The following is a 22,905-nucleotide window of genomic DNA, read 5'->3' as shown; positions in this document are numbered from 1 at the left end:
ACGCGCGATACATGCTGGCAAAATGCTGGCTATTCGTAGTCGTATTTTGCCTGGAGATTGACCCACCGTGTTCAATGCCTCAAACGCGGATGATGCTCCGCAGCCCCCCAAGGTCCTCACCACGCCCCTGGAAATCTCCGGCAACCTGCGGATGCTGCAAGATAGCCACGACCCGCTGATCATCACCTTCCATGAACGTACCCAGCGCTTCCAGAGCTATCTGGTCAACGTCGATCGCGAGACCAATTCCATCGCCCTGGATGAAATGATTCCCCGGGACGGCGAGCGTTTCCTGCTGGCCGGCGAGCCGTTTCGCGTCGAGGGGTTCCATGACGGCGTGCGCATCGCCTGGGATGGCAAGGGTCCGCTGACCATTGATGAGTCCAGCGACGGTCGTTGCTATCGCGGCGCCCTGCCCGACGAAGTGGTCTACCACCAACGTCGCAACGCCTTCCGTGCCGCCCTGAAACTGGCGCAACTGGTGAGCGTTGAACTGGGCGGCGACAAGCTCAAGTCCCCCGTGGACGGCAAGCTGCTGGACATTTCCGCCACCGGTTGCAAGCTGCGTTTCGACGGCGATATCACCGAACGTTTGCAACTGGGCCAGGTGTACGAGCGCTTCATCGCGGCCCTGCCGTTTGGCAACATGATCGCCCCGGTGGAGCTGCGTTACCTGCATTTCGAAGAAAGGATCAACACCACGTTCGCCGGCGTACGCTTCCACAACATCAGTGGCCTGGTGCAACGGCAGGTCGAGCGGTTCGTCTACCAGCTCCAGCGCGAAGCGCGGCGCTTCGATAAAGACGACCTCTAATCGTCGAGCCATAAAAAAACGGGCAGTCCCTTGCGGTGACTGCCCGTTTTTTTATGTCTGTTTCAAGGCCTGGCCTGGGTAAAGCTGGGGGGCTCAGGGTCCTGCACTTCAGCTTCCGCCGCGGTCTCAGTGGCGGGCTCGGGCTCCACCTCCGGATTGATCGGCGTCTGCATCTGCTCCTGGACCACTTGCTCGTCCACCCGCGGATCGAGGCACGCCACCAAAGGCGAACTCGACATACTGTCCGGCATTGCCACGTGATGCAGCGGCGCGTCATCGACCTGATGCAGGTTGGTCACTGCTTTCGGCCGGATCCGCCACACCAGCACCAAGGCGAAGAAGGCGAAAAAGCCGTAGAGCATCTGGCTGCCGAACATCTTCATCAGCACGCCGGCCACCAGCGGCCCGATACTGGCGCCAACGCCATAGGTCACCAACAGCATCGCAGTCAGGGACACCCTTCGATCAGCTTCGACGTGGTCGTTGGAAAAGGCTACCGCCAGCGGATACAGGCAGAACTGCACCAGCGAACAGAAGAACCCGGCGACGAACAGCACCTCCAACGGCACCGTCGGAAGAATCGCCAACGGCAGTGCACAGATCGTCAGGACCAGCGCAAAGCAGCGAATCAGCAGCGCCCGGTCGTAACGGTCAGACAGCCAGCCCAGAGGCCACTGAACCAGCAACCCGGCAAAGATGCAGCTCCCCATGAACAGACCGACCTGCTCGGTCGACAGGCCCTGCTGAGAGGCATACAGGGGCGCCAGGCCATAGAACGAGCCGACGATCAGCCCGGAGCCCAGCACCGTACTCAATGACTGCGGCACCCGCTTGATGAAGAAGCGCGGCTCCATGGGCGCCGGATGCAGCGCCGCCGGGTGAATTCGCCGGGTCAGTGTCACCGGCACCAGGCACAAGGCAAAACACAGCGCCACCAGCATCAGCAGCTCAAGCCCCAGGGACGGGTGCATGACCAGGATCAACTGGCCCAGCACCAGGCCCAAGTAGGAGGCGATCATGTAGCCACTGAACACCACGCCACGTTGCTTGGCGTCGGCCTGTTCGTTGAGCCAGCTCTCGATGACCATGTACTGGCACATCATGCCCAGGCCGACGATCATCCGCAGCACGATCCAGGCCGGCAGCCAGTCCACCAGGCCATGGCCCAGCACCGCCGCCCCGACGATCCCGGCGCAGGCCGAATAGGCGCGGATGTGCCCGACGCGGGCGATCAGCCGATGGCCGATCTTGCCACCCAGCACCAGGCCGAAATAGTTGGCGGCCATCAGCGCACCGACCCAGAGGCTGTCCACATGGTCGGCGGCCAGGCGCAAGGCCAGGTAAGTACTCAAGAGGCCCGAGCCGATCAACATCATCAGCGAGGCGAAATAAAGCGCTCGAAAAGGTTTCCAGATTTGGCGCATCGGCGTTCCGAGCGGCTCCTTGCGGTGAGTAAGGGCTATCTGTTGAAGATAGCCCGAATGCGGCGGTTCTTTATGCCTGGGCCGCCAGGACACGTCGCTCCCAGGGGGTGATTTCATCGAAGAAGCTGGTCAGCTCCAGGGTCTTGGAAGCGATGTAGCCTTCGATGAACTCCGTGCCGAACAGTTCCTTCGCCAGATGACTACGCTTCAGACGCTCCAGGGCGGCATGCAAGGTACATGGCAGCGACAGATTATCCGGCACTTCGAATTCGCCCTGGATCGCCGCGCTCGGCTCCAGGTGATGTTCGATCCCATACAGCCCGGCGGCCAGGCTGGCGGCAATCGCCAGGTAGGGGTTGGCATCGGCCCCGGGCAAGCGATTCTCGACCCGCCGGGCCACCGGCGAGCTGGCAGGGATCCGCAGGCCGGCCGAACGATTGTCATGGGACCAACAGGCATTGTTCGGTGAGGCGAACGGGTGGCACAGGCGCTGGTAAGAATTCACGTTCGGCGCGAACAACGCGGTGAAGTCCGCCAGGCACGCCTGTTGCCCCCCGATAAAATGCCGGAACGCGGCCGTCGGTTCACCCGCTTCGTCGCTGAAGACGTTGCGACCGCTGTCCGCCTCGACGACGCTCTGGTGGATATGCATCGAACTGCCCGGCGTGTGGGCCAGGGGCTTGGCCATGCAGACCACGGTCAGGCCGTGCTTGAGGGCCACTTCCTTGAGCAGGTGCTTGAACAGGAACGTCTGGTCGGCCAGCAGTAAAGGATCGCCGTGGAGCAGATTGATCTCGAACTGGCTCACGCCCATTTCATGCATGAAGGTGTCGCGAGGCAAGCCCAGCGTCGCCATGCAGGCATAGACTTCACTGAAGAACGGGCGCAGGCCATTGTTGGAACTGATGCTGAATGCCGAGTGGCCGTCTTCGCGACGTCCATCCAGGCCCATTGGCGGCTGGAACGGCTGGGTCGGGTCGGGGTTGGGGGCGAACACGAAGAATTCCAGCTCGGTCGCCACCACCGGCGCCAGGCCAAGGGCGGCATAACGTGCGACAACGGCCTTGAGCTGGCCGCGCGTCGAGAGCCGGGAGCTTTCTCCGGTCAGTTCGTCGGCGTCGCAGATTGCCAGGGCACGGGGCTGCTGGCTCCAGGGCAGGCGGTGGATCTGTTTCGGGTCGGCCACCAGCGCCAGGTCGCCGTCGTCGCTGCCGTAGAAACGCGACGGCGGATAACCGCCCATGATGCATTGCAGCAGCACGCCTCGCGCCAGCTGCAACCGCCGGCCTTCGAGGAAACCCTCGGCAGTCATCACCTTGCCCCGCGGCACGCCATTCAAATCCGGCGTGACACATTCAATCTCATCAATGCCCGTCAGTCGCTGCGCGAGTGAACGCTGGCCATCGGTCGTCATGGCGCAATCCTTGTTATGTGCGAGCCGCGAACGGCAACCCGTACAAAATAGGCTCCGGCTGTTCGGAATATCAAGCGCCCGGAGGCAATAAACACCGAGTGCGGAAAATGTGGGAGCGGGCTTGCTCGCGAAAGCGGTATATCAGTCAGCAAATGTGTGACTGATGCACCGCTTTCGCGAGTAAGCCCGCTCCCACAAGGGGATTTGTGGTGACAGGGGTATTTATGGAGGGCATGTTCAGGGCAGATAAAGCCGGAACACCCCACCGCCCAACACACCGCCATTGGCAATCTCGGTCCGCCCGCTCACGCCGCCGCGCTGGTGCAGGCCGGCGATCCGCGCGGCGAAGTACAGGCCCAGCCCAGTGCTGCCGCTGCTGTGGTTGATGCCCTGCACATACTCGGCCTGACGCTCGATCATTTCTGGCGGGTAACCGTCGCCGTCGTCGTTGATGGTCAGCACCAGTTGCCCGGCTTCGTCGCTCACACTGATCAACAGCGCCTGGCGCGCATGGCGAATGGCGTTGTTGATGCAGTTGTCGAGCACCGAGGCCACCAGCTCACGGTCGAAAAAGCCCAAGGGGCTGAGCGGATCGACGTCGTAGGTGGCCATGATCCCGCGGCTGCGGAACACATCCTGATGACCGGCCAGTTGCGCCTCGATGAAATCGTCCAGCTCATGGTAGGCCGGGTGCAACGGCAACTGGTTGACGCCGAGCTTGTACAGCCCCAGCAACTGCACCATGAGGCCATTGAGATGGGCGAACTCGAACTCAATGACACCTTGCTCCGAGGTCTGCCGCTCGGATTCGGGCAAGCGCTCGAGCCATTGCCCATGCGCCTGCATGAGCAAGGTCAGGGAGTTTTTCATGTCGTGCACGGTCGACGCGATCACCGTGGAAAAATCGAGGGCCTGTTCGCTGTCATTCATCGCCAAATGCCTTGCTTCGCAGTTTTTGATAACGCGCAAAACGCGCATCGGTGTCGGGCATCATGCCCACCAGTTTCAGGCAGGCGCGGCACTCCTGCAGCAGTTCCGACTCCACGCTGGTGTCGGTGCCATGCAGCAGCGATTGCGCCATGTTCAGGGCAATACTGATGTTCTTCGGTTGCATCTTCAGCGCGCGGCGGAACAGCTCCCGCGCCTCCGGCAATGCGCCGGTCTTGTAGACCCGCACGCCTTCGCGGTTCAGCTCGGCGGCGGCATTGCCTTGGTTGAGGATGTTCGGGTCGTCGGTCAGCTTGGCGATGCCTTGCATCACCGTCGGGTCATCACCGTAGATTTCCGCGCAGTTCTTGAGCATCGACTCGCCGGCGCTGGTCTGGCCAAGCATTTGCAACTGCTTGGCCACCAGTAATGCGGCCTCGGCGCTCATGAACTGCTCCATGCCATCGAGGCGTTGCAAGGCTTGTTCAGTGAGCTTCTCGGCGGTTTCGGCATCGTTGAGCAACAGGCTGGTGGCCTTCATCAGCCGCGCCCGCACCTGCAACCCCGGATCGTTGAGGTTTTCCTTCGCCACGGCGCTGAGAGTGGTGTTGATCTCCAGCCGGGTCCGCGTGTCGAGGCCTTTTTCGCTGCCCTTGCTGATCAGCGCATGGGCCAGGCCGAGGTTGCTTTCCGGGTCCTTGAAGCGCGACTGCGCGCCCTGCCCGACCGCCTGGCGATAGGCCCGGGAAGCCGTGTCGTAGTCTTCGTTGGTCATCGCCAGCTTGCCCAGCAACGATTGGCGACGCACGGCCAGCGGCGACAGGCGCACCGCCTCTTCCAGCACGTGCTGCGCCTGCTTGGTGTCACCTTCGGCCATCAACACTTCGGCCATGCCGTCGTACAACGCCGGCATCATCGGAAAGACTTTCAGGGCCTTTTCATAAACGGTCTTGGCCTGCCCCACCTGGCCGCGCTTGAACATCAACTTGCCCAGCCCCGCGTAGGCCCACGGCAACGGGCGATCCGCGATGATGGAGTTGTACAGTCGCTCCAGGGCCTCGTTCTGATTCAGGTCACGCAACGCATCGGCGCGATAACGCAGGCACAACGGCCCGTAGCGCGGGTCCTGCTTGCACAGGGCGATGCAGGCATTGAGCACTTCCATCGGCTTGCCACGATCGAGGGCCTGCAGGATCGGCTTGAGCAGGGTCTTGCGCTGCTCGAGCCGTTCCAGCCGCTGGGCCAGGCCGGAGCGGTTGAACGGTTTGGTCAGGTACGCATCCGGCTCATGCTCCAGGGCACTGAGCACCATCGCCTGGCTGGTCTCGGCGGTCACCATGAGGAAGACACTTTCATGGCTGATCAACTTCTCGACCATCAGGTCCTCGAGCACCTGCTGGCCATTCTTGCGCCCGTCGCCCAGGTGATAGTCCTGCAGGATGAAGTCATAGCGCTTCTGCGAGCACATGCGCAGCGCCACTTCACCGGTGTCGGCGGTGTCCACGTCCTTGACGCCCAGCTCACGCAGCATGGAGCGGATCGAACTGCGGAAATCCGAGAAATCATCGACGATCAAAAAACTTTTTTGGTGGTACGCCAGCATCGAGGATGTCCAGGCAAGTAAGAAAATAACCCAATGGCATAACAACGAAATGCCGTGTCACAGCCCCGAGGCGCGCAGATGATAGCCACCAGCCAGCAACGTTCAAGGGATTTCAGCAACCGCTTGGCCTGGCTGTGTCGTGACGCACATTGCGAGCCAAAACGCAGAAGACAACCGGGCTCATCGGGTTATCGGCAGGAGATGGCGTTCCGTTAAGGGGAAGGTGTGGGAGAAGCCGCGTGCGAAGGATCAGCTAACCACAGACCCTGTGGCGAGGGAGCTTGCTCCCGCTGGGCCGCGCAGCGGACCTGTTTTTTGGCGGCGGCTACGCAACCGAGCGGGAGCAAGCTCCCTCGCCACGAAGGGAAGAGCCAGTTGTTGCAGTGTTTTATATCGCCCAAATACCAGCGTTCGGGAAACTGCACATCTTCCCGCAACAAGTAATACTTCATTTCAGCTCACCGCATGTCATTGCTTAACTGAAAAAAGGGTCGCGCCTGCGTCTAAAGCCCGAAGAAACGCTCGTAGGCCGTCTCCACCCGAATAGCAAGCTGATCAGAAATGATGACCAGGTTTTCTACTGCGGCCGTCTCTGTGGACAACAAAGGACTCGAAACAGCTGGAACAGCCAAACCAAGTTGCTGCCGAACCTGAAAAATGGCGTGGACCTCCAAGGGCAACAAATCGAAAGGCGCGTATTTGAACTCAGGGTCCCACGCCCCACCGTCGTCCTCAGCGTGGGATAAGTGATATCGACAAAGCGCTTCCAGGGCATCAGCAAGCCCCTGCTCATTTTTCCATTCGTCTATCACGTTTTGATAAATCCCCAGATCCATCGACTTGATCTCTGGAAGCGCAGCACCTTGCGAATAGACTGAATAAAGCCAGAGCATGAAAGGTTCAAATCGACGCCGTTCAAGATAGCTCGAATCGACGGCGCCTTTGACAGACAACATTCCGGCAAGCACATCGGCCACGGATGCAGCCAGATCACGACGATCAACCGCTATCAACCCGGCCAGCAAGCACCCAGCAATACTCAACTGGTTAGTCAGGTTCGGGACGGTTCGGAGGCCTTGAAGAAAACTCGTTTTGGAGAAAGTCTTCGCCTTGAGCATCAGCGTCCAATAACGGTACATCATCGAGCGAGAGACCTGCTCCCAGCCAGAAGCCTCTCCATCACTGATCGCGACTTCGCCCCGAATGCCGTGATAGGTCGCCAACATCCCCAGCGAATCAGCCACATTGTCCAATCCGTTTAATGAGTCGCTGGCAAGGTCCTCATCGATAAAATCAAGCTCTTGAGCCGTCATGCCTTCCGACTGTGACAGCCAGTGCCGGTGCTGATGAAGCCGGACGTTGATTGCATCCATTTCGATGTGCTCCTTTTACGCCAATAAACGACCTTCCGCTTACCGTGCTCACTCATGAACGCATCTGTCGAAGGATCGTTAAGTGAACCTTCAAATTGCACTTAACCAACTGATCCAGCGAAGCCGTCCCTCCAACAAACAATGCCGGCTCAAAACCGTAGACCTCACTCTCGTCAAGTGCAACCAATTTTTTTAGCGCTCGATCAAATAAAAACTCACCTTGATTATCCTCCAGATCATAACGTTCCTTATCAGACATAGCGAAAAACGTCTGAATGGCTAGATCCGGATCTTTATTAGGCACTTTCAGTTTATTCATCAACGCGACGATAGACCCCGTCGGACATGAAACCACAATTTTCTGATTGTATTTCTCGCCCCAAGCATACAGCGTTCCAAAAGCACTCCGGGCAATAACGTGGTAATTATCTATCTGCGAAAATTCAGTACCGGCTAACCACATATCGAGCAGGTGTTTGTAATCGTCTGGGTCCACCGTCCAGAAAAGTCCATTGGCATACCCACACCAACCTTCTTTCTGCCAATAGGTGAGCAACGCGTCCGGTAGTATCCCCCGATATTTCACAATATGGGAGCCAGGCACCTGCCGATGTGATGTTGCTTCACCCATTACACCAATGAAACACTCAAAATCTTCGTCGCGCACCCTGTGCCCCCGTAGCTCAACACCAAGTTTTATCTACTGACCTGACCACCTTGCTCCTGGTTAGCCACTAAGAATCCACTCTCAGTAAGAGCACACCTTCCGCCAGCCCGCCAGAATTTAAAATAGGGTTCTAAATCAATATCAAACTTAAACAAAGGCCGCCCAATATACCAAGCAAGATAATAGTCCGCAGCCACCCCATAGAGCGCCTCAAACAACGCATAAACCTGCTCGCTCTCAGCAATCCTACTTCCCCTGATTGCATCACCGACCTCATCAAACAACCAGTAATGAGGAATATCTTGCTGAAGCACACTCTCCATATATTGCGCATCAACAAAAAATATTTGAGCATTATGGCAAAGCTCGAAAATTTCCAAATTACCAAGCACACCACATGCCCTTTCTTGCTCCTTTAACCACTCCCCACCCAACCGAATCAGCTGGCTTTTCTCCACCCTACATTTGGGCAAGAGATAAAGAGAGCTTTCCATCTCTCCAGCGGCCAGAACGCGCCCAGCTCTATCGACCAACTCTTCCGAAAAAGGAAAGTAGCTAAATATACGCTTAAGCTCCTCCGCGCTACTGTGTACCTTCAACAAACCTAGAAAATGAGCCTTATCAAAAAATGCCTTGCCTTCACAGTAGGCACACCATTCCGACAATAAAGAGTTGATGCCTAATTTTTTCCATCCTTTGACAGAGACAGCAATAAGTCTGCGCAGCCATAGCTTTCACTCTTCATCCCAAAAGTCCCCTGGCGGTGCATATTCACTATTTTTCAAGATCGCACACCAACCAAAACTCCTATAAAACATCTCAAGATCAATTATTTCATAAACTCCATTCCCAGCGCCTTTCAGGGTAATCAAACCAGAAGCATGATGTGTGTACTGACCGCCCGCCCCAGCGACAGCTCTCAACTCCAACTCTTTCCGATCCCACTCCAACACCACTCCAGACGATTCAGGAATAGTTTCCGCAAAAAAAACCTCAAACTCTTTGGCTATCTTGCATACACAAGGAATCCGCTCCTGTCGGAGCAGCTCATCCGTAATCAAATTTTGGGGGAAATCAATTTTCAACATCATTACAAAACCCTCCATAAAAAGAAGACAGCTTTATTTAAACACCGAATAGTTAAACACCCCCTTTCCCCATCAAGACTCTGGCAAAACCAAGAGTACGGATTTAAAAATATAAACTCTATCATCAACAGCTGATGATGCCTCATATATTGCTTCGGCTGCTGTCATAAGCGAATCCTCTCCGCCGGCTAACGACAGTGCCGATACAACACGCGCCTGGCTAAACAACCGAAGGACTTCTGCATCTAAGTTCTGCCCCTCATTCTGGCTGTCTTGCAAGTCAAAATACTGCTCATCTAACTGCGCAGCCAAATTATCTAGCCCAGAAACCTGCTCGGCCGTGAGCTTACTACCAAGACATAGTTGTTTAAGGGACTCGGCAACAATAGGCCCGTCTACTGGGCAGGCCTGAAAAGCAAGCTCACAGGCTACCTTTACCGCACTTCGTCGCTGTTTTTCACTGGCTACTTTCAGCTTTTCTACAAGGCCTTTCTCCACCTCCTCTAAACGCATGATCATTGCTTAACCCTGGACAATGGCTTAATGATGCCGGTACATTGCCCCCGGCTGCCCCAAATAATCTCTCTACTTTTCTTCAATATCTGCCCGCTAGACCAACCCCAAGATCGGCTTGATCTGTTCATTCATTTCCACAAAGGTTTCATAGGACATGCCCGGGTCATCATTGAGAACCAAATAAACCCCATCCATCAGCCGAACCGCCATACGACACTTGCCTTGCAGTCGTGCAATGACTTCATCAGGGCCATAGCCTAGAGCACGCTGACAAAGGACTGCATCCCAGAACTGGGCAGGAAATAGCGTATAAATATTGTTGCGCCCATCAACATCTATAGTTTTATCCTCACGCAACCGATTGTAAGCCAAGCTATCATCATTCAACCCTCCTTGATAATACAGACCATACAAATCATAGGTCACATGAGCCTTATACCCCTTAAACGCCTCAATCACTTTTGGCAAATGCTCATTCACAACAAGCTTATAATCAATAGTCTTGTTTGATATTTTAAATCCAAAACGCAAGTGCTCGTCATTGGAGGCCCTATCCTCATATATGTATCGATCACCACGATACGCATAGTCCCCCACAAACCGAAGCCCTCTGATGGGAAGCTTAACAGTATAGGTAGCAATCAACCCGTCGCCGCAACTCGGGGCGGCCGGAAGCTCAAGACCTGCGAACCCTAAAGGAGCACCAATCCGAGACATCCTATCCATGATTTCAGCATGCCGCTGATCTATAGATAAAATTCTATCAGGACACGCATAAAACCAAAGTTCTATATCTGCTGCACTCATGGGGCTCTGATTATTTGCTTTCTTTAGCTATCATGAGGGCTCGATCAATCATATCGGAAGTAATGTAAGGCACAAATCCGAGCCTGTCGCCTTTCTCAAAACTCCTTTTATATTCGTCTAAACGCCCAGCATCCCCTGCTATTGCTAGAGCCGCCAAATGTCGGATAGGCATCGCACCTTTAGCTTCAGTTGGCAGTTCCCTATAAACCGTCAACCCCTCGTCAATACTCTGAGAGCGAGCCCAAGATATAGCTTTCTCAGACAATCTAATAACATCATCACTAGAAAAACTAGACAATTTCTCTGGAGCTTCATTTCTAACTATAATCGGAACATTACCACCGCCACCACCCAATATGTAAGAAACAGCCTCCGAGAACTTTTTGGACGAAATGGAAGACATAAACGAAACACGAAAATGGTCCGAGCGCTTACCTACAGATGGGATAATCTGAAGTTGGACTCCTCCGACATCAGTGACACAAAAATAATCTCCAATTTCATCCTTACTACAAGCCCAGCCCTGCTCGCTCAAAATTAAGATAACATCTTCCCTTTCCATTACTTTGCCCCAGGAAAGCTTATAAGGCAGAGGAAAATTTATTTAGCAACCAAATAATCAAACACACCCACTCCTCTTCGTCCAAACAATAAATCTCCTTTTTTCTATTGCGACCTGCCCCGCCTCTTTCCCCAAGAGACTTAAAACTCACAACTCCCCCTACTCATTGCGAATATATAAATTCAATCCCAATTTTTCCTTCACCCAAGTCAATCGTTACTTCGCAACCACTCCAAACAGACATACCTGCCGTTAGCTTATTCTCAAAATACCAATGTCGGAGCTCCACCAACAGCTTCAGCATATCCGTATTTGCACGCCCTCCAGCGGTAAACCAAGACACGTTACCTTGCCCATCTACGAAATCATATTCGTACTCGCAGCTATCCGCCTCCTGGGCCAACTGCGCGCGCATCACAACCTTACACGCCCCTTTTGGAGCGACATCGAATAAAATTGCGCCAATACCATTATAAATTTCACTATCGTTACGCATCAATTACCCAAGAAAAGGGGACCAAGAAAAGCAAGAAAATAGGACAAAAGAAACGAAAACAGATTTATTTGGAAACCTGAAAACCTAAAAATTTAATAAACCAGTCCTCTTCCCCCTTACTTCCCCCTAAAAACGACAACCACTTCCTCAAACGCTCAACTCAACAAACTTCGACTAACATTCCCGGTCAGAAAAAACTCTTCAAACGCATCTTTTACGACGGAAAAATTCAAGCAGACCAGTTCACCACTCCAATTATTACCTAGAATTTCATATTCACTGCCTTTAAGCCCTGAATTAAAATAAGAACGCACAATATAATCCTCACCATCATCTTCCCCCAAAGACAAAACATACCTACCATTATCCGAAAAAACTTGCAACAACTGTGGCCCCACATCCGGGCCGTCGACAACATTCAAGGTAAGAGAACCGCCCTCCTTCTCAATTTCATCTAAATGAAATTCAACATCTTGCCAAGCAGGCAGTTTTTTATTCCCCCCCTTCGCTTGATCACCGACACCAACCACCCACGACAAAGTATAGTTCTTCATTAATTTAGCTCCTTAACAGAACGCATACCGGGTCTCCAATATAACGTTTTACCCGTAGCAATCTCATTAATCTCAAGAGACTTTAAGCCGGCCTTCTCCGCGGCCGCTGCAATATCTCCTCGGCAATAACCACACACAGCTTGCCCCTCAACTTTTAGAGTCATAGCGGCCCCTTGGGTTTTCCCGGCATCGTAGGCTTGCTGTATGACCCCAATTTCCGCATGTGCAGTTGCCATATTTGCGTTAGGCAAAGGTTTACCAGATGATTCTATTTTTGTATTTACACGATCAGCTATCAATGTCGGCTGATCAGGCTTTGCTTGAGAGTCAGGTCTGGCCGTCTGGTTAACATCGGTGAACACTTGGCCATTGACCTCACCCTCCGCTTTTACCTTCGGATTAGTTGCTTTTGCCCCTATTCAACTCTTCAATGCTGGCAAAGACAGCACTTCATCGTACTGTGGCCAGTCTTCCCTCGCGCGTTTGAGCACACCTTGCATTAACTCGTCCAACTCAGGCACTGGTTGCTCGGGCGGCATTTTGTCAAAGGGCGCGGCCAGCAGCGGATGATCAATCTTCTGCGGATTGGCTAAACCTTCCCACTGGCGCAGGCGCAGGATATAGAGAATTTCTACCGGCACGCGCTCCAAGTGCCAGTCCTGATTGAAGTCGTAGGAATTCTTCTGGCTCTCTTTGCCGGTTTGCCAAGTGTGGCGGTCACACGCGGCCAACAGGCAGGGCATCAGGTCGTCGGGGCTGGGAGTGCGCCACTTGGCCAACAAGGCTTCGTAGATAGGTTCGTCGTAAGCATAAGCAGGCCATTGATGCGAGACATCGCCCACCCAATCGGCAAACACACGCAGCATAAAGGCTTGGGCGCGGCGGTGTTGCTCTTCGTACTCAATCACTAATTGATGCCCACGGTTGAGAGCCGCATGGGTGAGATAGCCCTGATGGATGACGGCATCCTTCCAGCCTAGAATCGCCATGGCGGCCATCATATTGGTGGCGGTTTGGATGCTGTAGTTTTGGCGGCGTCGATCATTGCCTGCCGCTTTGGCAATAATGTCGAACTGGCCCGCCCAGAAGAACAACTGCCAAATTCCTACTTGGTAATAGCGCAGCCAATGGGCCAATTCCAGAAGCCATTGCGGATTATCTGGTGCGGTTGCCAATACCTTGTGGGCTCGTGTGACGGCCATCCATTCGGAGCTACTACGCGTAACGTTGTCACTATTCGGTACAGGCATTGATGGCTTCGCAAATGCATCGCCGCGCTCAACATATTCACGGATGCCATTCAACTCGTATTCATCTGAGACGAGTGGCCCCTTGGCTATGCGCCCCAGCACACTTTTGTAGGAGGGCCATTTCGGGTTTACGCCCGAGCGCTCGCACTGAATTACTTCTTGGTCCATGGTTCCACCTTAAATTCTGCTACACCTGTTTTACTGGGGGCGGGAACACCGACTTTGACTGTTACACCTTGAACCTTGGCTTTTCCTGAATCCAACGCCGCTTGCAAAGCATCGCGTAAAGCAGGATCAGTGTCGGCAATTGATTTATTACTTAGCCACCCCTCCAACCGCGTCCTCGGGTCCCCATGTGGCGTACCGGCCTTACTCACGCCATTCACCGAAGACTTCGCATCCATCACCACCACGGTAATCGTATCGCCATTGATCGCCACCGCGCAGCCATCACAGCCGTGGTTGCTACCGTTCTGCAATGGTTTGAAATTGAGGCCGGTTTTCTCGTTAAGGGTTTGCAGGGCCAGTTGCTCGCCGAGTTTGCCATCATTTACCAGAGAGCCGGTCTTCCAATTGGGAAGGTGCGACAACGGGATACTTTCAAACGTCTGCCCAAACAGGTCTTCAACCGGGCTGACCTTGGGAGGGTTGATTGCATCAGGGATAACCTGCACCGGCCCTTTTGCCCCAACACTATACTCCCCCGGATTCTCGACAACCTTCCCATTAACAGTCGTCGTACCAGGGCCATACCCCCCCTCAAGTTTTCCGCTATACGCCCCCTCCACGCTGCTCCACTGCAGCGGCTTACCAGCCGACACTTCAGCTTTCGCAATTTTGGCCATACCGGCCATTTTTTCAAGCCCTTCCGTCCCCACCTTGATCCCGGCTTTCGCCAACGCCACGCCGCCCTTGGCCGCCGTGCCGACGCCCGTGGCGATGCTGCCAACCTGCCAAACCAGCTCGCCAATGTCCTGCCCCAATTGCACGGCGCGATCATCCCCGCCGTTTTCCAGGGCATCTTTAACACGGTCGAGTTTGGCGTTGAGTTCGTTGACCACACCGTCGCCGAATTGCTGGCGGGCCTCGGGATCGTTGATCAGTGCTTTCAGGCCGTTGATCCCATCCACCGGATGGAGGAGAAATTGCGCCAGTCCTTCGACATCGCCCCAACCCGCCTGCACCAGGCCTTTGCCCAGGCCGAAGCGGGTCAGTACATCTTGTTTCTGGTTGATGTACGCCCATTTGGCGATCACTTTCGCCTTGGCTCCGAGACCGTCGGCCGCGCTGTACTCCTTCTCCGCCTGCACCAACTGCTGAGTCGCCAGCCAATTGTTGTCCACCGCAGCGCCCGCCGCGCTGTTGGCGGTGGCCGGGTCCAGCGAGGAGCTGGTGGCGGCCAGCCCGGTGACGATGCTGACAATCAGGTTGCGCTTGGCTTCGCGCTGGGCTTCGCTTTCATCGGGGCTGGCTTCGGAGAACAGGCCGGTGAGCAGGCTCGACGCTGCCGCGCCTGCCGCGCCGCTGCCACAGCTCTGGCTGCTGGCGGCGGCGCCCGCGCAGGCAACGACGCCGTGCAGGGCGGCGTGCAGTGGCGAGCCTTCGGTGAGTTTGCCGTCCGCCACTAGGTCGCCGATGTAGCCGGCACCCTGTTGCTGCAGGTAGTTGACTACCAGCCCTTGGACGAACGCACTGTTGCCGCCGCTGATGTTGCCACTGGCCGCGCCCACCAGGGCGGTGGTGATCTGCCGGTAGGTGCCGCCCGCGCCCCACTTGTCGGCGATGCCGCTGGCTTCGGCATTGAGTCGTTGCGCGTTGCCGAGCAGGGCCAGGCGCTCACTGTCGGTGAGTTGGGCGTTGGGGTCCAGGGCCGCTTTCTGGGCCGCCTCGGCCTGTTTGCGCTTGAGGTCGACTTCCTTGGCCTTGTTGGCAAGCAAGGTGCTGGCTTCGTTGGAGAACGCCCCGACGATCTCGAAACCGGCACGGATTTCGTCTTCGTCGAAGATCGGCTTGAGCGTGTTGCTGGTGTCGCGGTCGCTGGACACGTCACGGTTGAGGCTGGCGACGGTTTGCTCGCCATTCTTGCCAGTGCGCCTCTGTTGCTCGGCGTCGTTGCTGATGACGATGGTGCCGCCACTGATGCCGCTGCGGGTGACGCTGCTGGCATCGTCGCTGGCACTGATGGCGATCGGCATGGTGGCGCTGAGGTCGTTGTCGTTCTTCGGCAGGTCGGTGCCCGGGGTCTGCGTGCCGCCGCTGGTGGCGTTGCCCTGCTGGTCCTTGCCGACTTCGCGATAGCCGCCACCGACGCTGACGGTGCTGGCGTCGTACTCGGCCTTGTTCTTGATGTCGCGACTGGTGAGGCTGGCGGTGACCAAGCGATTCTTGCCGTCCTGCACAGCCTTGTCGCTGCTGGCGATGACAGCGCCGACCAGGTCGGTGTTGCCACCCACGCGAATGTCGAACCCGCCGTCCCCGGCCTTGATGCCCGATTGCTCGATCACGCTGGCGTAGTTGGAATCGATATCCGTGGCACCGAAGCTGCCGCTGGCACCACTGATCGTACTCATGCCGAAACAGAACGGCGGAATGCACAGGCTGATGCCCACGCCCAGGCTCTTCTCATCGACCACGTAGGTGTTGGTGTCTTGCAGGCTTTCGATGTTCAGGTCGCCGCCGATGTCGGCCAAGACCTGTTTACCGCTGGCCACCGCACCTCTGAGGTTGGTGTCACCGCCCGAGGACAGCAGCAATTGATTGCCCGCCTGGACGTGGGTGTTGGTATGGGTAAGTCCATCGCCATCCGCCTGGCCGCGACTGCCGGATGCCCCCAGATCCAGGGTGAAGCCGTTACGAGCACCGAGGGAGAAGCCGATGCCGATGCTCGCGCTGCTGCCTTTGCTGTCGGTCTCCTGCTTGTCGATATTGCGGGCGGCAAGCAGGTTGATGTCACCGTCCGCCAGTAGGCTGGCGTTGCGTCCGGCCTTGATATCGCTGCCTTGTACAGTGATGTTGCTGGCGGCTCCAGCGCCCGTGGCACGCAGGCGAACGTCGTTGCCGGCGGTCATGGTCGAGCCGGCCGCGCTGTCGCTGGTGTAGGTGGTGGTGCTTTCGTTCTTCTTGGTGCCCAGCGACAGGCTGATGTTGATCCCGCCCACCGCGCCCGGATCCATCGCCACGGCGGTGGCGGCATTGTTGGCGGCCATGACGGCGGTGGCGGCGGCCAGGGCCTTCATGCGCCCGTCGTCGGTTTTCTCCGACGCCCGTTTCATTTGCTGGGAGGTCTGAATCGCGCTGATCACCGGGTTGGTCACGGTGAGGGTGAACCCGGTCTGCTTGAACAGGGTTTCACGCTCGCGCTCGCGGGTGTTGCGCGCCTCGACGACGTCGATGGTCTGCGCCGTGACGTCGATGTTGCCTTGTGGCGCCGACACCTGACTGCCCACCTGACGATAGCCCTTGCCCGCCTCGATCAGCACATCACCAGCAGTCGAACCGACCGTGCTGGCCACAGCCGTGTGCTCGGTGGTGAGGTCCTTGACGCTTTGTTGCTGGCTGCCCAGGGTGACGGCGATACCACCGCCGCTGAACAGACCGCTTTTCTTCACCGACTTGTCGTGGCGCTCGCTGCTGCTGGCGGTGACCGCTTCGATGTTGACGTTGTTGTCCGCCACCAGCACCGTCTGGGTCGTGGACACCACGTTGCTGCCCTTGAGGTTGATGTCGCGACCGGCCTGCACATAGGTCTGCTCGCCGCTCAGGGTGGAGCCTTCGGCCGAGGTCTGGCTGATGGTGTCGCGGGTGGTGGTGGTCTTGCTGGAGAACATCCCGTTGCTGCCCTTGACCTTGTGCGCTTCATCGGCGAACTGGTAGTTCTGGCCAGCGGTCAGGTTGACGTCGCGCTTGGCCTCGGCAAACACCGCGCCTTGCTCGCTGGTGACATGGGCGGAGCGGGCGTTGAGGTCCTGGCCCGCGCTCAAGCGAACGTCGCCCTGTCCTTGGATCAGGGAGCCGACTTCGGTCTGGCTGGCGTCCTTGCGCCAGTTGCTGCTGTTCCAGCTCAGCGCTTGCTCGTGGGCTTCGCCGACGGTGGCCAGGTTGATGTTCTTGCCCGCCTCCAGCAAGGTGCTGCCACCTTTGCCGGCATTGACCACCTGGGCCCCGGTGAGGTTGAGGTCGTTGCCGGCGCTCACCCCCATCGTGCCCTGGGCGCCGCTGACGAACAGCCCGGCCACCCGCGACAGGTTGGTGCGGGTGCCTTGGGCGCTGCTGCTGTCCCGGCTGCTGGAGATGACGTTGATGTCCTGCCCGGCCTTGACCGACAGGCTGTCCACGGCACCGATCAGGCCACCGAGATTGTTGAGGTTCTCCCGCGCGGCGAGCGATACCTTGTCGGCCTGGATGCGCCCACCGAGGTTCTCGATGTTCTGCGCGGTAATCGCCATGACACTGCGCCCGGCCAGGCTGCCACTGTTGACCAGGTCGCCGGCGATGTTCAGGTTCAACCGCTGCCCGGCAATCAGCGCGCCGGAGCCGTTGAGGTCGCCCTCCTGGACCCGTACGTACACTTGCGGCACCAGCACGTTGCGGGTGTCACCGTTGGCCAGGGTGACCTGCTTGTGCACCAGCCACACAATGTCGCTGGTCAACTGGGCCATCTGCGCGGAGGTCAGGGCCACGCCGGGCACCAGTTGCCATTGGCTGGCGACGGTCACGGCGTTGTCGATCAGGGCACGGTACTGCACCTCGTCATTGGCGTAGCCGTCGAGGAAACGTCGGCCGGTGAGTTGCGCGATCTGTTCACGAATCAATTTCTGTTCGTAGAAGCCGTCACCCAAACGTTGTTGCGTCAGTGCCGGATCGACCTGCAGGCGCTGCAACATGTAATCCGACGACAGCCAGGTGCGGTAGCTGGCAAAACGTGGGTCGGTTTCGATCAGGTAGCTGCTGGTGCTCTGGGGGTTGGTGCTGAACAGGCTGTTGTTCGGCAATGCCAGGGATGGCCCGCCGCTGCGGATCTGCTCGGCCACGCCCTTGTTGTTCAGGGTGGTCTGGGCCGCGACCTGAACGATGGGCGCCACTTGATAGGTCCTGTCAACCGGGGCGCTGACCGTGCCCGCGGCGGCTATCTGCTCGCCGACGCCCTGGGTGGCGCGGGCACCGATCTGGGTGCCGGTACCGTTGCCGGCGGCATTCTGGGCGAACACGGTCGGTTGCAGCGTGATGTCCTGGATCAAGGGGGCCGGCGTGTAGGCCGTGACGGCCGTTTCTTGACGATCCCGGCCTTTGCGTTGGATGCGATAGAAATTGCTGACCGTGCCACTGTCGCTGGTGGTGCGCTGGCCGGTCAGTTCGGTGTTGGTCAGGCTGGTAATGTTGGCCTGCAACAACCCACCGGCGATGATGCGACTCTTGTCGTTGAGCACATCACCTGCGTTGATCTGCATCGTCCCACCGGAGAGGATCTGCGCCGGTGCGGAGGTGGCGATCTGGGTTTCCTGGACCACGCGGGTGTAGTCGTAGCGGTTCCAGTTGTCTTTGCGCCCCTCGGGGGTGGTCAGGTGAAGGACCTCGTCGTTGTTCACGGAGATCTGGTCGCCCTGGTAGCGGTTCGGCGAACCGCTGAGCTGGAACTCCTGCAAGGCTGTACGGCTGACTTCCACCTGTTGGGTGCTGAAGTGTTCGTTGGTGTTGCGCACGCTTTGCACATCGAGCGACAGGTTGCCGAGGGCCTCGATGGTCGCGCTGGCGTTGGTCAGCAGTTGGGCCCGGTCCTGGGCCTTGTCGGTGGCGCTTAGCGCACCGCCGATGGCGAGGTCCCCGGCACTGAAGATCATCGCCTGTTCGCGGTTGTCCAGGGTGCCGGTGCCAATGTCCAGCGACTGGCGGGCGGCGATGGTCGCGGCGACTTCGTTTTCATCGCGGTTGCTCAGTGCCGAGGTGGCGATCGCCAGTTGATCGCCGTACAGACGTCCCGTGCCCAGGTTGTTGAGCGACAGCGCTTGCACACGCACCTGCTGGCCGTCGATCAGACCACGGTTGGTCAAGCTGTCGTTGACGGTCAGGCGAACCTGGCCGGCGCTGATCTCGCCGCTGGCGGCGTTGTCCAGGGTCTGCGAGCGCACCAGCAGGAGATTGCCTGCCAGCAGTTTTCCGCTGTTGTTGAAAGCCCCGTCGGTGCTCAGGTCAACCTTGTTATTGGCCTGGATCTGCCCACTCAGGTCCAGGCTGCTTTGCAGGCTGAACGTCAGATCGCCCAGGCTCAGCGCCCGGCCAGTGCCCGCGTAATAGGCGGCGTTGAGGGACAACAGGCTACCGGCGAGCAAGGTCCCGTCGAGGTTGTGCACCGACTGGCGACGTTGCATCGGATCGCGGTCGGTGATGGTCAGGCCGGCCCCCGCGGAAATCAGGCCGCCCTGGTTATCCAGCGCTTGGCTGACGCCGATGGACAGCCCTTGGTCGGCGCGCACGGCGCCGGCCTGGTTGCCGAAGGTGTTGAGCGCCAGGCTCATGGCGCGGCCTTCGAGCCCCTGATTGGTCCCCTGGGTGGCGCTGTTGTCGAGCACGTCAGCGGTCACGCTCAGTGCGCCCGCGCTGCGCACCAGCCCGCCCTGATTGTTGAGCGTCTCCCCCAGCACCAACTGGACATCGCCGAGGCCCTGCAACTGACCACCGCGGTTATCGATCCGGGTGCCTTCGACCTGAACGCTCTTCTGGCCAATGATCTGGCCGCCGCTGCCGTTGGTAAGGTCGGTGGCCTTGAGCACCAGCGCGCCCTTGGCGCCGAGGAAGCCGGCGCTATTGTTGAAATGGGCGCTGTGGATTTCCACCGCGTCCTGGCCGCTGATGCCTTGGGTGGTGCCGGACTGAAGGTTGTTCAGTGCCTGGCTGCCGGTGTCGATGAACAGCTTGCCCTTGGCCTGGATCAGGCCCGCCGCGTTGCGCAATTCACCGCTGCGCAGGTCGAGGGTCGCGCCGGCATTCAACGTGCCCTGGCTGTTGTCCATCAGCAGGCCGTGGCTGTTCAGGTCCAAGGCCTGGCCACTGATCACCCCACCCTGGTTATTCAGGCCTTGGGCCGACAGCTCGATATCACCCAGCGCTTCAAGGCGTCCGCCACTGTTGTTCAATTGTTCGGCCGAAACGCTGACCCGCAAACCGGACTTCACCGAACCCAGCACGCCGTTGGTGTTATCCAACTGCCCGGCAATGATCTCCATGCGCTGGGTCGCGGCCAGCGTGCCGCCGATATTGTTCAAGCGGTCGAACGTCGCGTACAGCTCACCGCCTGCACTCACCGTGCCTTGGGTGTTATCCAACGCCTTGCCGCTGACCTTTGTCGTACCGCTGGCGGCCAGCGTCCCGCCGCCGTTATTGACCTCTTTGTCGGCTGTGACAGTCAACGCACCGCTATCGGTGGCGAGGACTTTGCCGCCCTGGTTGTTCAACGTACCGACCCTCAAGTTCACCGCGCCGGGACTGCTGACTTGCCCGGCCTGATTGTCGAAGCGTTCACGGGCGGTGACCTGCAAGGGTTGTGCGCCGGTCTGCAGAATGCGTCCACGCTGGTTGGACAGGGTCGTGGTGTCGAGCGTGATCTGTTGGCCTTGGGTCAGGCCATCATCGACCACCACCTCGTTGGCCTTGACGCTCAACGTGCCATTGCTCGCCAGGGTGCCTTTGCTGCCGGCCAACTGGGTGACCTGGATGTCCAGGGTGCCTTTGCCAGCGTGCTCGACCTTGCCCTTGCTGTTGTCGAGGCGATTGGCGCCAAGCTTCAGGTTGGTGGCGTTGGAGGCAATACGGCCACCGCTGTTATCGAGCGTGGCGACGGCGGTGATCGATGTGTCGGCGGTGCCGGTCTGCACCAGCTCGCCGCCGACATTGGAAACATCTCGCGCGCTCAATTGCAGGTTGCCAGCGCTGACCTTGGCCGCATCGGTGCGCAGGGTCTTGGTCGCTTTGACATTCAGCACCTGGGTCGCATCGACTTGACTGCCACTGAGACTGGCATCGCCAGTGCTGGCCGTCAGGGTAACGTTGCGGCCCAGGGTCTGGCTGCTGCTCAAGTCCAGGTCATCCGCCTCGACGCTGACATCGCCGCCGGCAAGATTCTGGCCCTGCGCCTTGACCGTGGCGGCCCGTAGCGCGAGGTTGCCACTATTGCCCAGCTTGCCGTCCACACCAACGCCCGCCGCCAGGTTCGAGGCGGTGGTGCTGCGAATAGTCTTGGCGGTCAGTGTCGTGTGGTTCTGGCTGGCAACAGTGCCACTGTTGTCGATGTCGCCGGTGCTGTCGAGCTTCAGGTCGCCCTTGGCGTAGAGCGTGCCGCTGTTTTCAACGCTGGTGGCAGTGATCCGCGTCGCCGTTGTGCTGCTGATAGCGCCCAGGTTTTGCAACTTTCCGTCGGCGCTGACGATTACCTCGCCAGCCATGGCACCGATCTGGCCGGCGTTGCGCACACCCACGCCGGACTCCGTGCCCACCAGCATGATCTTCCCGGCATACATGCCGCCGAGCTTGGCAACGTCGATGGCAACGGTAGGCTTCTCACCCTCAGTGCCTGGTAGCGGCGTGGCCTGGGTGTTGTCGGCATTGACCTGATTGCGTCCGGCGGTGACTTTCAAGTCGTTGGCCCACACCCCGGCGTTGACCTGCACCGAACGGGCAATCAGGTCGGTGTAGTCGGCCTCGCGGGCATCCAGGCCTTTGCCTTCGATGTTGATCGCCCCGCCCTGCACGGTGTAGCCCGTGATGCGACCGTTCTCCAACTGCGCCCGACCGGTGCTGAGGGTCGCCCGGTCGGCGTTGATGAAGCCGCAACCGTTGCAGGTGATACCGGACGGGTTGGCGATCACCACTTCGGCGCGCTGGCCGGCGACTTCGACGTAACCGCGCAATTGGCTGGGATTACTGGAATTGACTTCGTTGAGGATGACCCGCGCGCTGCCATTGCCCAACATCGGGTTGCCTTCGATCCAACCGCCCAGTTTCGTCTGGCTATTGCCCGCGCCGTTGTTGAGGATCACCCCCCGGCTATCGACGTCGAACTGGTTGTAGGTGTTACGCGAGACACCGCCGGCGCTAGGCGCACGGATATTCACCTGCGGCGTGCCATTGGCGCTTTGTATCACCATGGGTCGCTGCCCGGCCGGAGCGCCAGGGTCGGCGACGATGGTGCCGGCCCAAGTCGGCGCCACGCTCAAGGACACCAGGCCAATCGCTGTCATCAAGGCAAAGCGCAACGCCCCGAGCGTCGCCGTGCAAGCCGTTGCGCCCGCCGTCGGACCGGAGCGGGTCCCCGGCGCCTTGACCTGGCTGGTGACGTTCTCGGCCACGACCATCAACAGTCCGCGGGCCTTGTTGAAAACGATTCGGTATAGATGCTTGTTCATAGCAATTCCATTTGC

The 22,905-nt window shown here is 58.1% G+C and carries 17 protein-coding genes; 1 reads left to right on the top strand and 16 read right to left on the bottom strand.

The window, feature by feature from the left end; genetic code table 11:
- The first annotated feature begins 67 nt into the window (after positions 1 to 67).
- On the top strand, positions 68 to 814 hold the full coding sequence (locus tag AB4N80_RS12630; protein WP_122569263.1) for a flagellar brake protein: 747 nt from the start codon (positions 68 to 70) through the stop codon (positions 812 to 814).
- A gap of 62 nt (positions 815 to 876) precedes the next feature.
- Here AB4N80_RS12630 and AB4N80_RS12625 read toward each other — a convergent pair whose 3' ends face one another.
- The 16 genes from AB4N80_RS12625 to AB4N80_RS12550 all read right to left on the bottom strand — a co-directional run bounded on the left by AB4N80_RS12625 (position 877) and on the right by AB4N80_RS12550 (position 22,890).
- Positions 877 to 2,238, bottom strand: coding sequence for an MFS transporter (locus AB4N80_RS12625; protein ID WP_122569264.1), 1,362 nt, complete (start codon positions 2,236 to 2,238; stop codon positions 877 to 879).
- A gap of 70 nt (positions 2,239 to 2,308) precedes the next feature.
- Positions 2,309 to 3,550, bottom strand: a complete 1,242-nt coding sequence (locus AB4N80_RS12620) for a glutamine synthetase family protein (RefSeq protein WP_354336447.1) — start codon at positions 3,548 to 3,550, stop codon at positions 2,309 to 2,311.
- A 339-nt stretch (positions 3,551 to 3,889) separates the two neighbouring features.
- Positions 3,890 to 4,582 carry a sensor histidine kinase gene (locus tag AB4N80_RS12615; protein ID WP_092205395.1) on the bottom strand — a complete coding sequence of 231 codons (693 nt, stop codon included), beginning with the start codon at positions 4,580 to 4,582 and terminating at the stop codon, positions 3,890 to 3,892.
- Complete coding sequence (locus tag AB4N80_RS12610; protein ID WP_122569266.1) at positions 4,575 to 6,182, bottom strand: response regulator; 1,608 nt, start codon at positions 6,180 to 6,182, stop codon at positions 4,575 to 4,577. The genes AB4N80_RS12615 and AB4N80_RS12610 overlap by 8 nt, the downstream gene beginning before the upstream one ends.
- A 503-nt stretch (positions 6,183 to 6,685) precedes the next feature.
- Positions 6,686 to 7,555, bottom strand: coding sequence for a hypothetical protein (locus tag AB4N80_RS12605; protein ID WP_305490968.1), 870 nt, complete (start codon positions 7,553 to 7,555; stop codon positions 6,686 to 6,688).
- Positions 7,556 to 7,607: 52 nt separating this feature from the next.
- Positions 7,608 to 8,222: a GAD-like domain-containing protein gene (locus AB4N80_RS12600; RefSeq protein ID WP_460082244.1), complete on the bottom strand. Its 615-nt coding sequence runs from the start codon at positions 8,220 to 8,222 to the stop codon at positions 7,608 to 7,610.
- Between the two features lie 29 nt (positions 8,223 to 8,251).
- Positions 8,252 to 8,887 carry a hypothetical protein gene (locus AB4N80_RS12595; protein WP_460082240.1) on the bottom strand — a complete coding sequence of 212 codons (636 nt, stop codon included), beginning with the start codon at positions 8,885 to 8,887 and terminating at the stop codon, positions 8,252 to 8,254.
- A 69-nt stretch (positions 8,888 to 8,956) separates the two neighbouring features.
- Positions 8,957 to 9,313 carry a hypothetical protein gene (locus AB4N80_RS12590; protein ID WP_460082237.1) on the bottom strand — a complete coding sequence of 119 codons (357 nt, stop codon included), beginning with the start codon at positions 9,311 to 9,313 and terminating at the stop codon, positions 8,957 to 8,959.
- Between the two features lie 69 nt (positions 9,314 to 9,382).
- Entirely contained in the window at positions 9,383 to 9,829 is a 447-nt protein-coding gene (locus tag AB4N80_RS12585; protein WP_460082235.1) for a hypothetical protein, read from the bottom strand.
- 90 nt (positions 9,830 to 9,919) lie between these two features.
- A complete protein-coding gene (locus AB4N80_RS12580; RefSeq protein ID WP_460082233.1) occupies positions 9,920 to 10,633 on the bottom strand; it encodes a hypothetical protein in 714 nt (237 codons plus the stop codon).
- 10 nt (positions 10,634 to 10,643) lie between these two features.
- Positions 10,644 to 11,195, bottom strand: a complete 552-nt coding sequence (locus tag AB4N80_RS12575; protein ID WP_122569270.1) for a DUF6990 domain-containing protein — start codon at positions 11,193 to 11,195, stop codon at positions 10,644 to 10,646.
- 163 nt (positions 11,196 to 11,358) lie between these two features.
- A complete protein-coding gene (locus AB4N80_RS12570; RefSeq protein ID WP_122569271.1) occupies positions 11,359 to 11,691 on the bottom strand; it encodes a hypothetical protein in 333 nt (110 codons plus the stop codon).
- 155 nt (positions 11,692 to 11,846) lie between these two features.
- Positions 11,847 to 12,245, bottom strand: coding sequence for a DUF6911 family protein (locus tag AB4N80_RS12565; RefSeq protein ID WP_163006896.1), 399 nt, complete (start codon positions 12,243 to 12,245; stop codon positions 11,847 to 11,849).
- The gene (locus AB4N80_RS12560; protein ID WP_205929680.1) at positions 12,245 to 12,607 is read right to left on the bottom strand and encodes a cytidine deaminase-like fold-containing protein; all 363 of its coding nucleotides are present in this window, start codon (positions 12,605 to 12,607) and stop codon (positions 12,245 to 12,247) included. The genes AB4N80_RS12565 and AB4N80_RS12560 overlap by 1 nt, the downstream gene beginning before the upstream one ends.
- Positions 12,608 to 12,664: 57 nt before the next feature.
- Positions 12,665 to 13,339, bottom strand: a complete 675-nt coding sequence (locus tag AB4N80_RS12555) for a hypothetical protein (RefSeq protein WP_122569406.1) — start codon at positions 13,337 to 13,339, stop codon at positions 12,665 to 12,667.
- A 308-nt stretch (positions 13,340 to 13,647) separates the two neighbouring features.
- Positions 13,648 to 22,890, bottom strand: coding sequence for a two-partner secretion domain-containing protein (locus AB4N80_RS12550; RefSeq protein WP_460082229.1), 9,243 nt, complete (start codon positions 22,888 to 22,890; stop codon positions 13,648 to 13,650).
- Positions 22,891 to 22,905: the final 15 nt, after the last annotated feature.

The sequence above is a fragment of the Pseudomonas sp. H3_A02 genome (assembly GCF_054671965.1).
The sequence above is the reverse complement of the archived record's forward strand: the minus strand, read 5'-3'. Positions and strand labels throughout refer to the sequence as shown.

Coding starts and splice junctions, on each gene's coding strand:
- AB4N80_RS12625 (WP_122569264.1), bottom strand. CDS start 2,238: ATGCGCCAAATCTGGAAACCTTTTCGAGCGCTTTATTTCGCCTCGCTG.
- AB4N80_RS12620 (WP_354336447.1), bottom strand. CDS start 3,550: ATGACTGCCGAGGGTTTCCTCGAAGGCCGGCGGTTGCAGCTGGCGCGA.
- AB4N80_RS12615 (WP_092205395.1), bottom strand. CDS start 4,582: ATGAATGACAGCGAACAGGCCCTCGATTTTTCCACGGTGATCGCGTCG.
- AB4N80_RS12610 (WP_122569266.1), bottom strand. CDS start 6,182: ATGCTGGCGTACCACCAAAAAAGTTTTTTGATCGTCGATGATTTCTCG.
- AB4N80_RS12605 (WP_305490968.1), bottom strand. CDS start 7,555: ATGGATGCAATCAACGTCCGGCTTCATCAGCACCGGCACTGGCTGTCA.
- AB4N80_RS12590 (WP_460082237.1), bottom strand. CDS start 9,313: ATGATGTTGAAAATTGATTTCCCCCAAAATTTGATTACGGATGAGCTG.
- AB4N80_RS12585 (WP_460082235.1), bottom strand. CDS start 9,829: ATGATCATGCGTTTAGAGGAGGTGGAGAAAGGCCTTGTAGAAAAGCTG.
- AB4N80_RS12580 (WP_460082233.1), bottom strand. CDS start 10,633: ATGAGTGCAGCAGATATAGAACTTTGGTTTTATGCGTGTCCTGATAGA.
- AB4N80_RS12575 (WP_122569270.1), bottom strand. CDS start 11,195: ATGGAAAGGGAAGATGTTATCTTAATTTTGAGCGAGCAGGGCTGGGCT.
- AB4N80_RS12570 (WP_122569271.1), bottom strand. CDS start 11,691: ATGCGTAACGATAGTGAAATTTATAATGGTATTGGCGCAATTTTATTC.
- AB4N80_RS12565 (WP_163006896.1), bottom strand. CDS start 12,245: ATGAAGAACTATACTTTGTCGTGGGTGGTTGGTGTCGGTGATCAAGCG.
- AB4N80_RS12550 (WP_460082229.1), bottom strand. CDS start 22,890: ATGAACAAGCATCTATACCGAATCGTTTTCAACAAGGCCCGCGGACTG.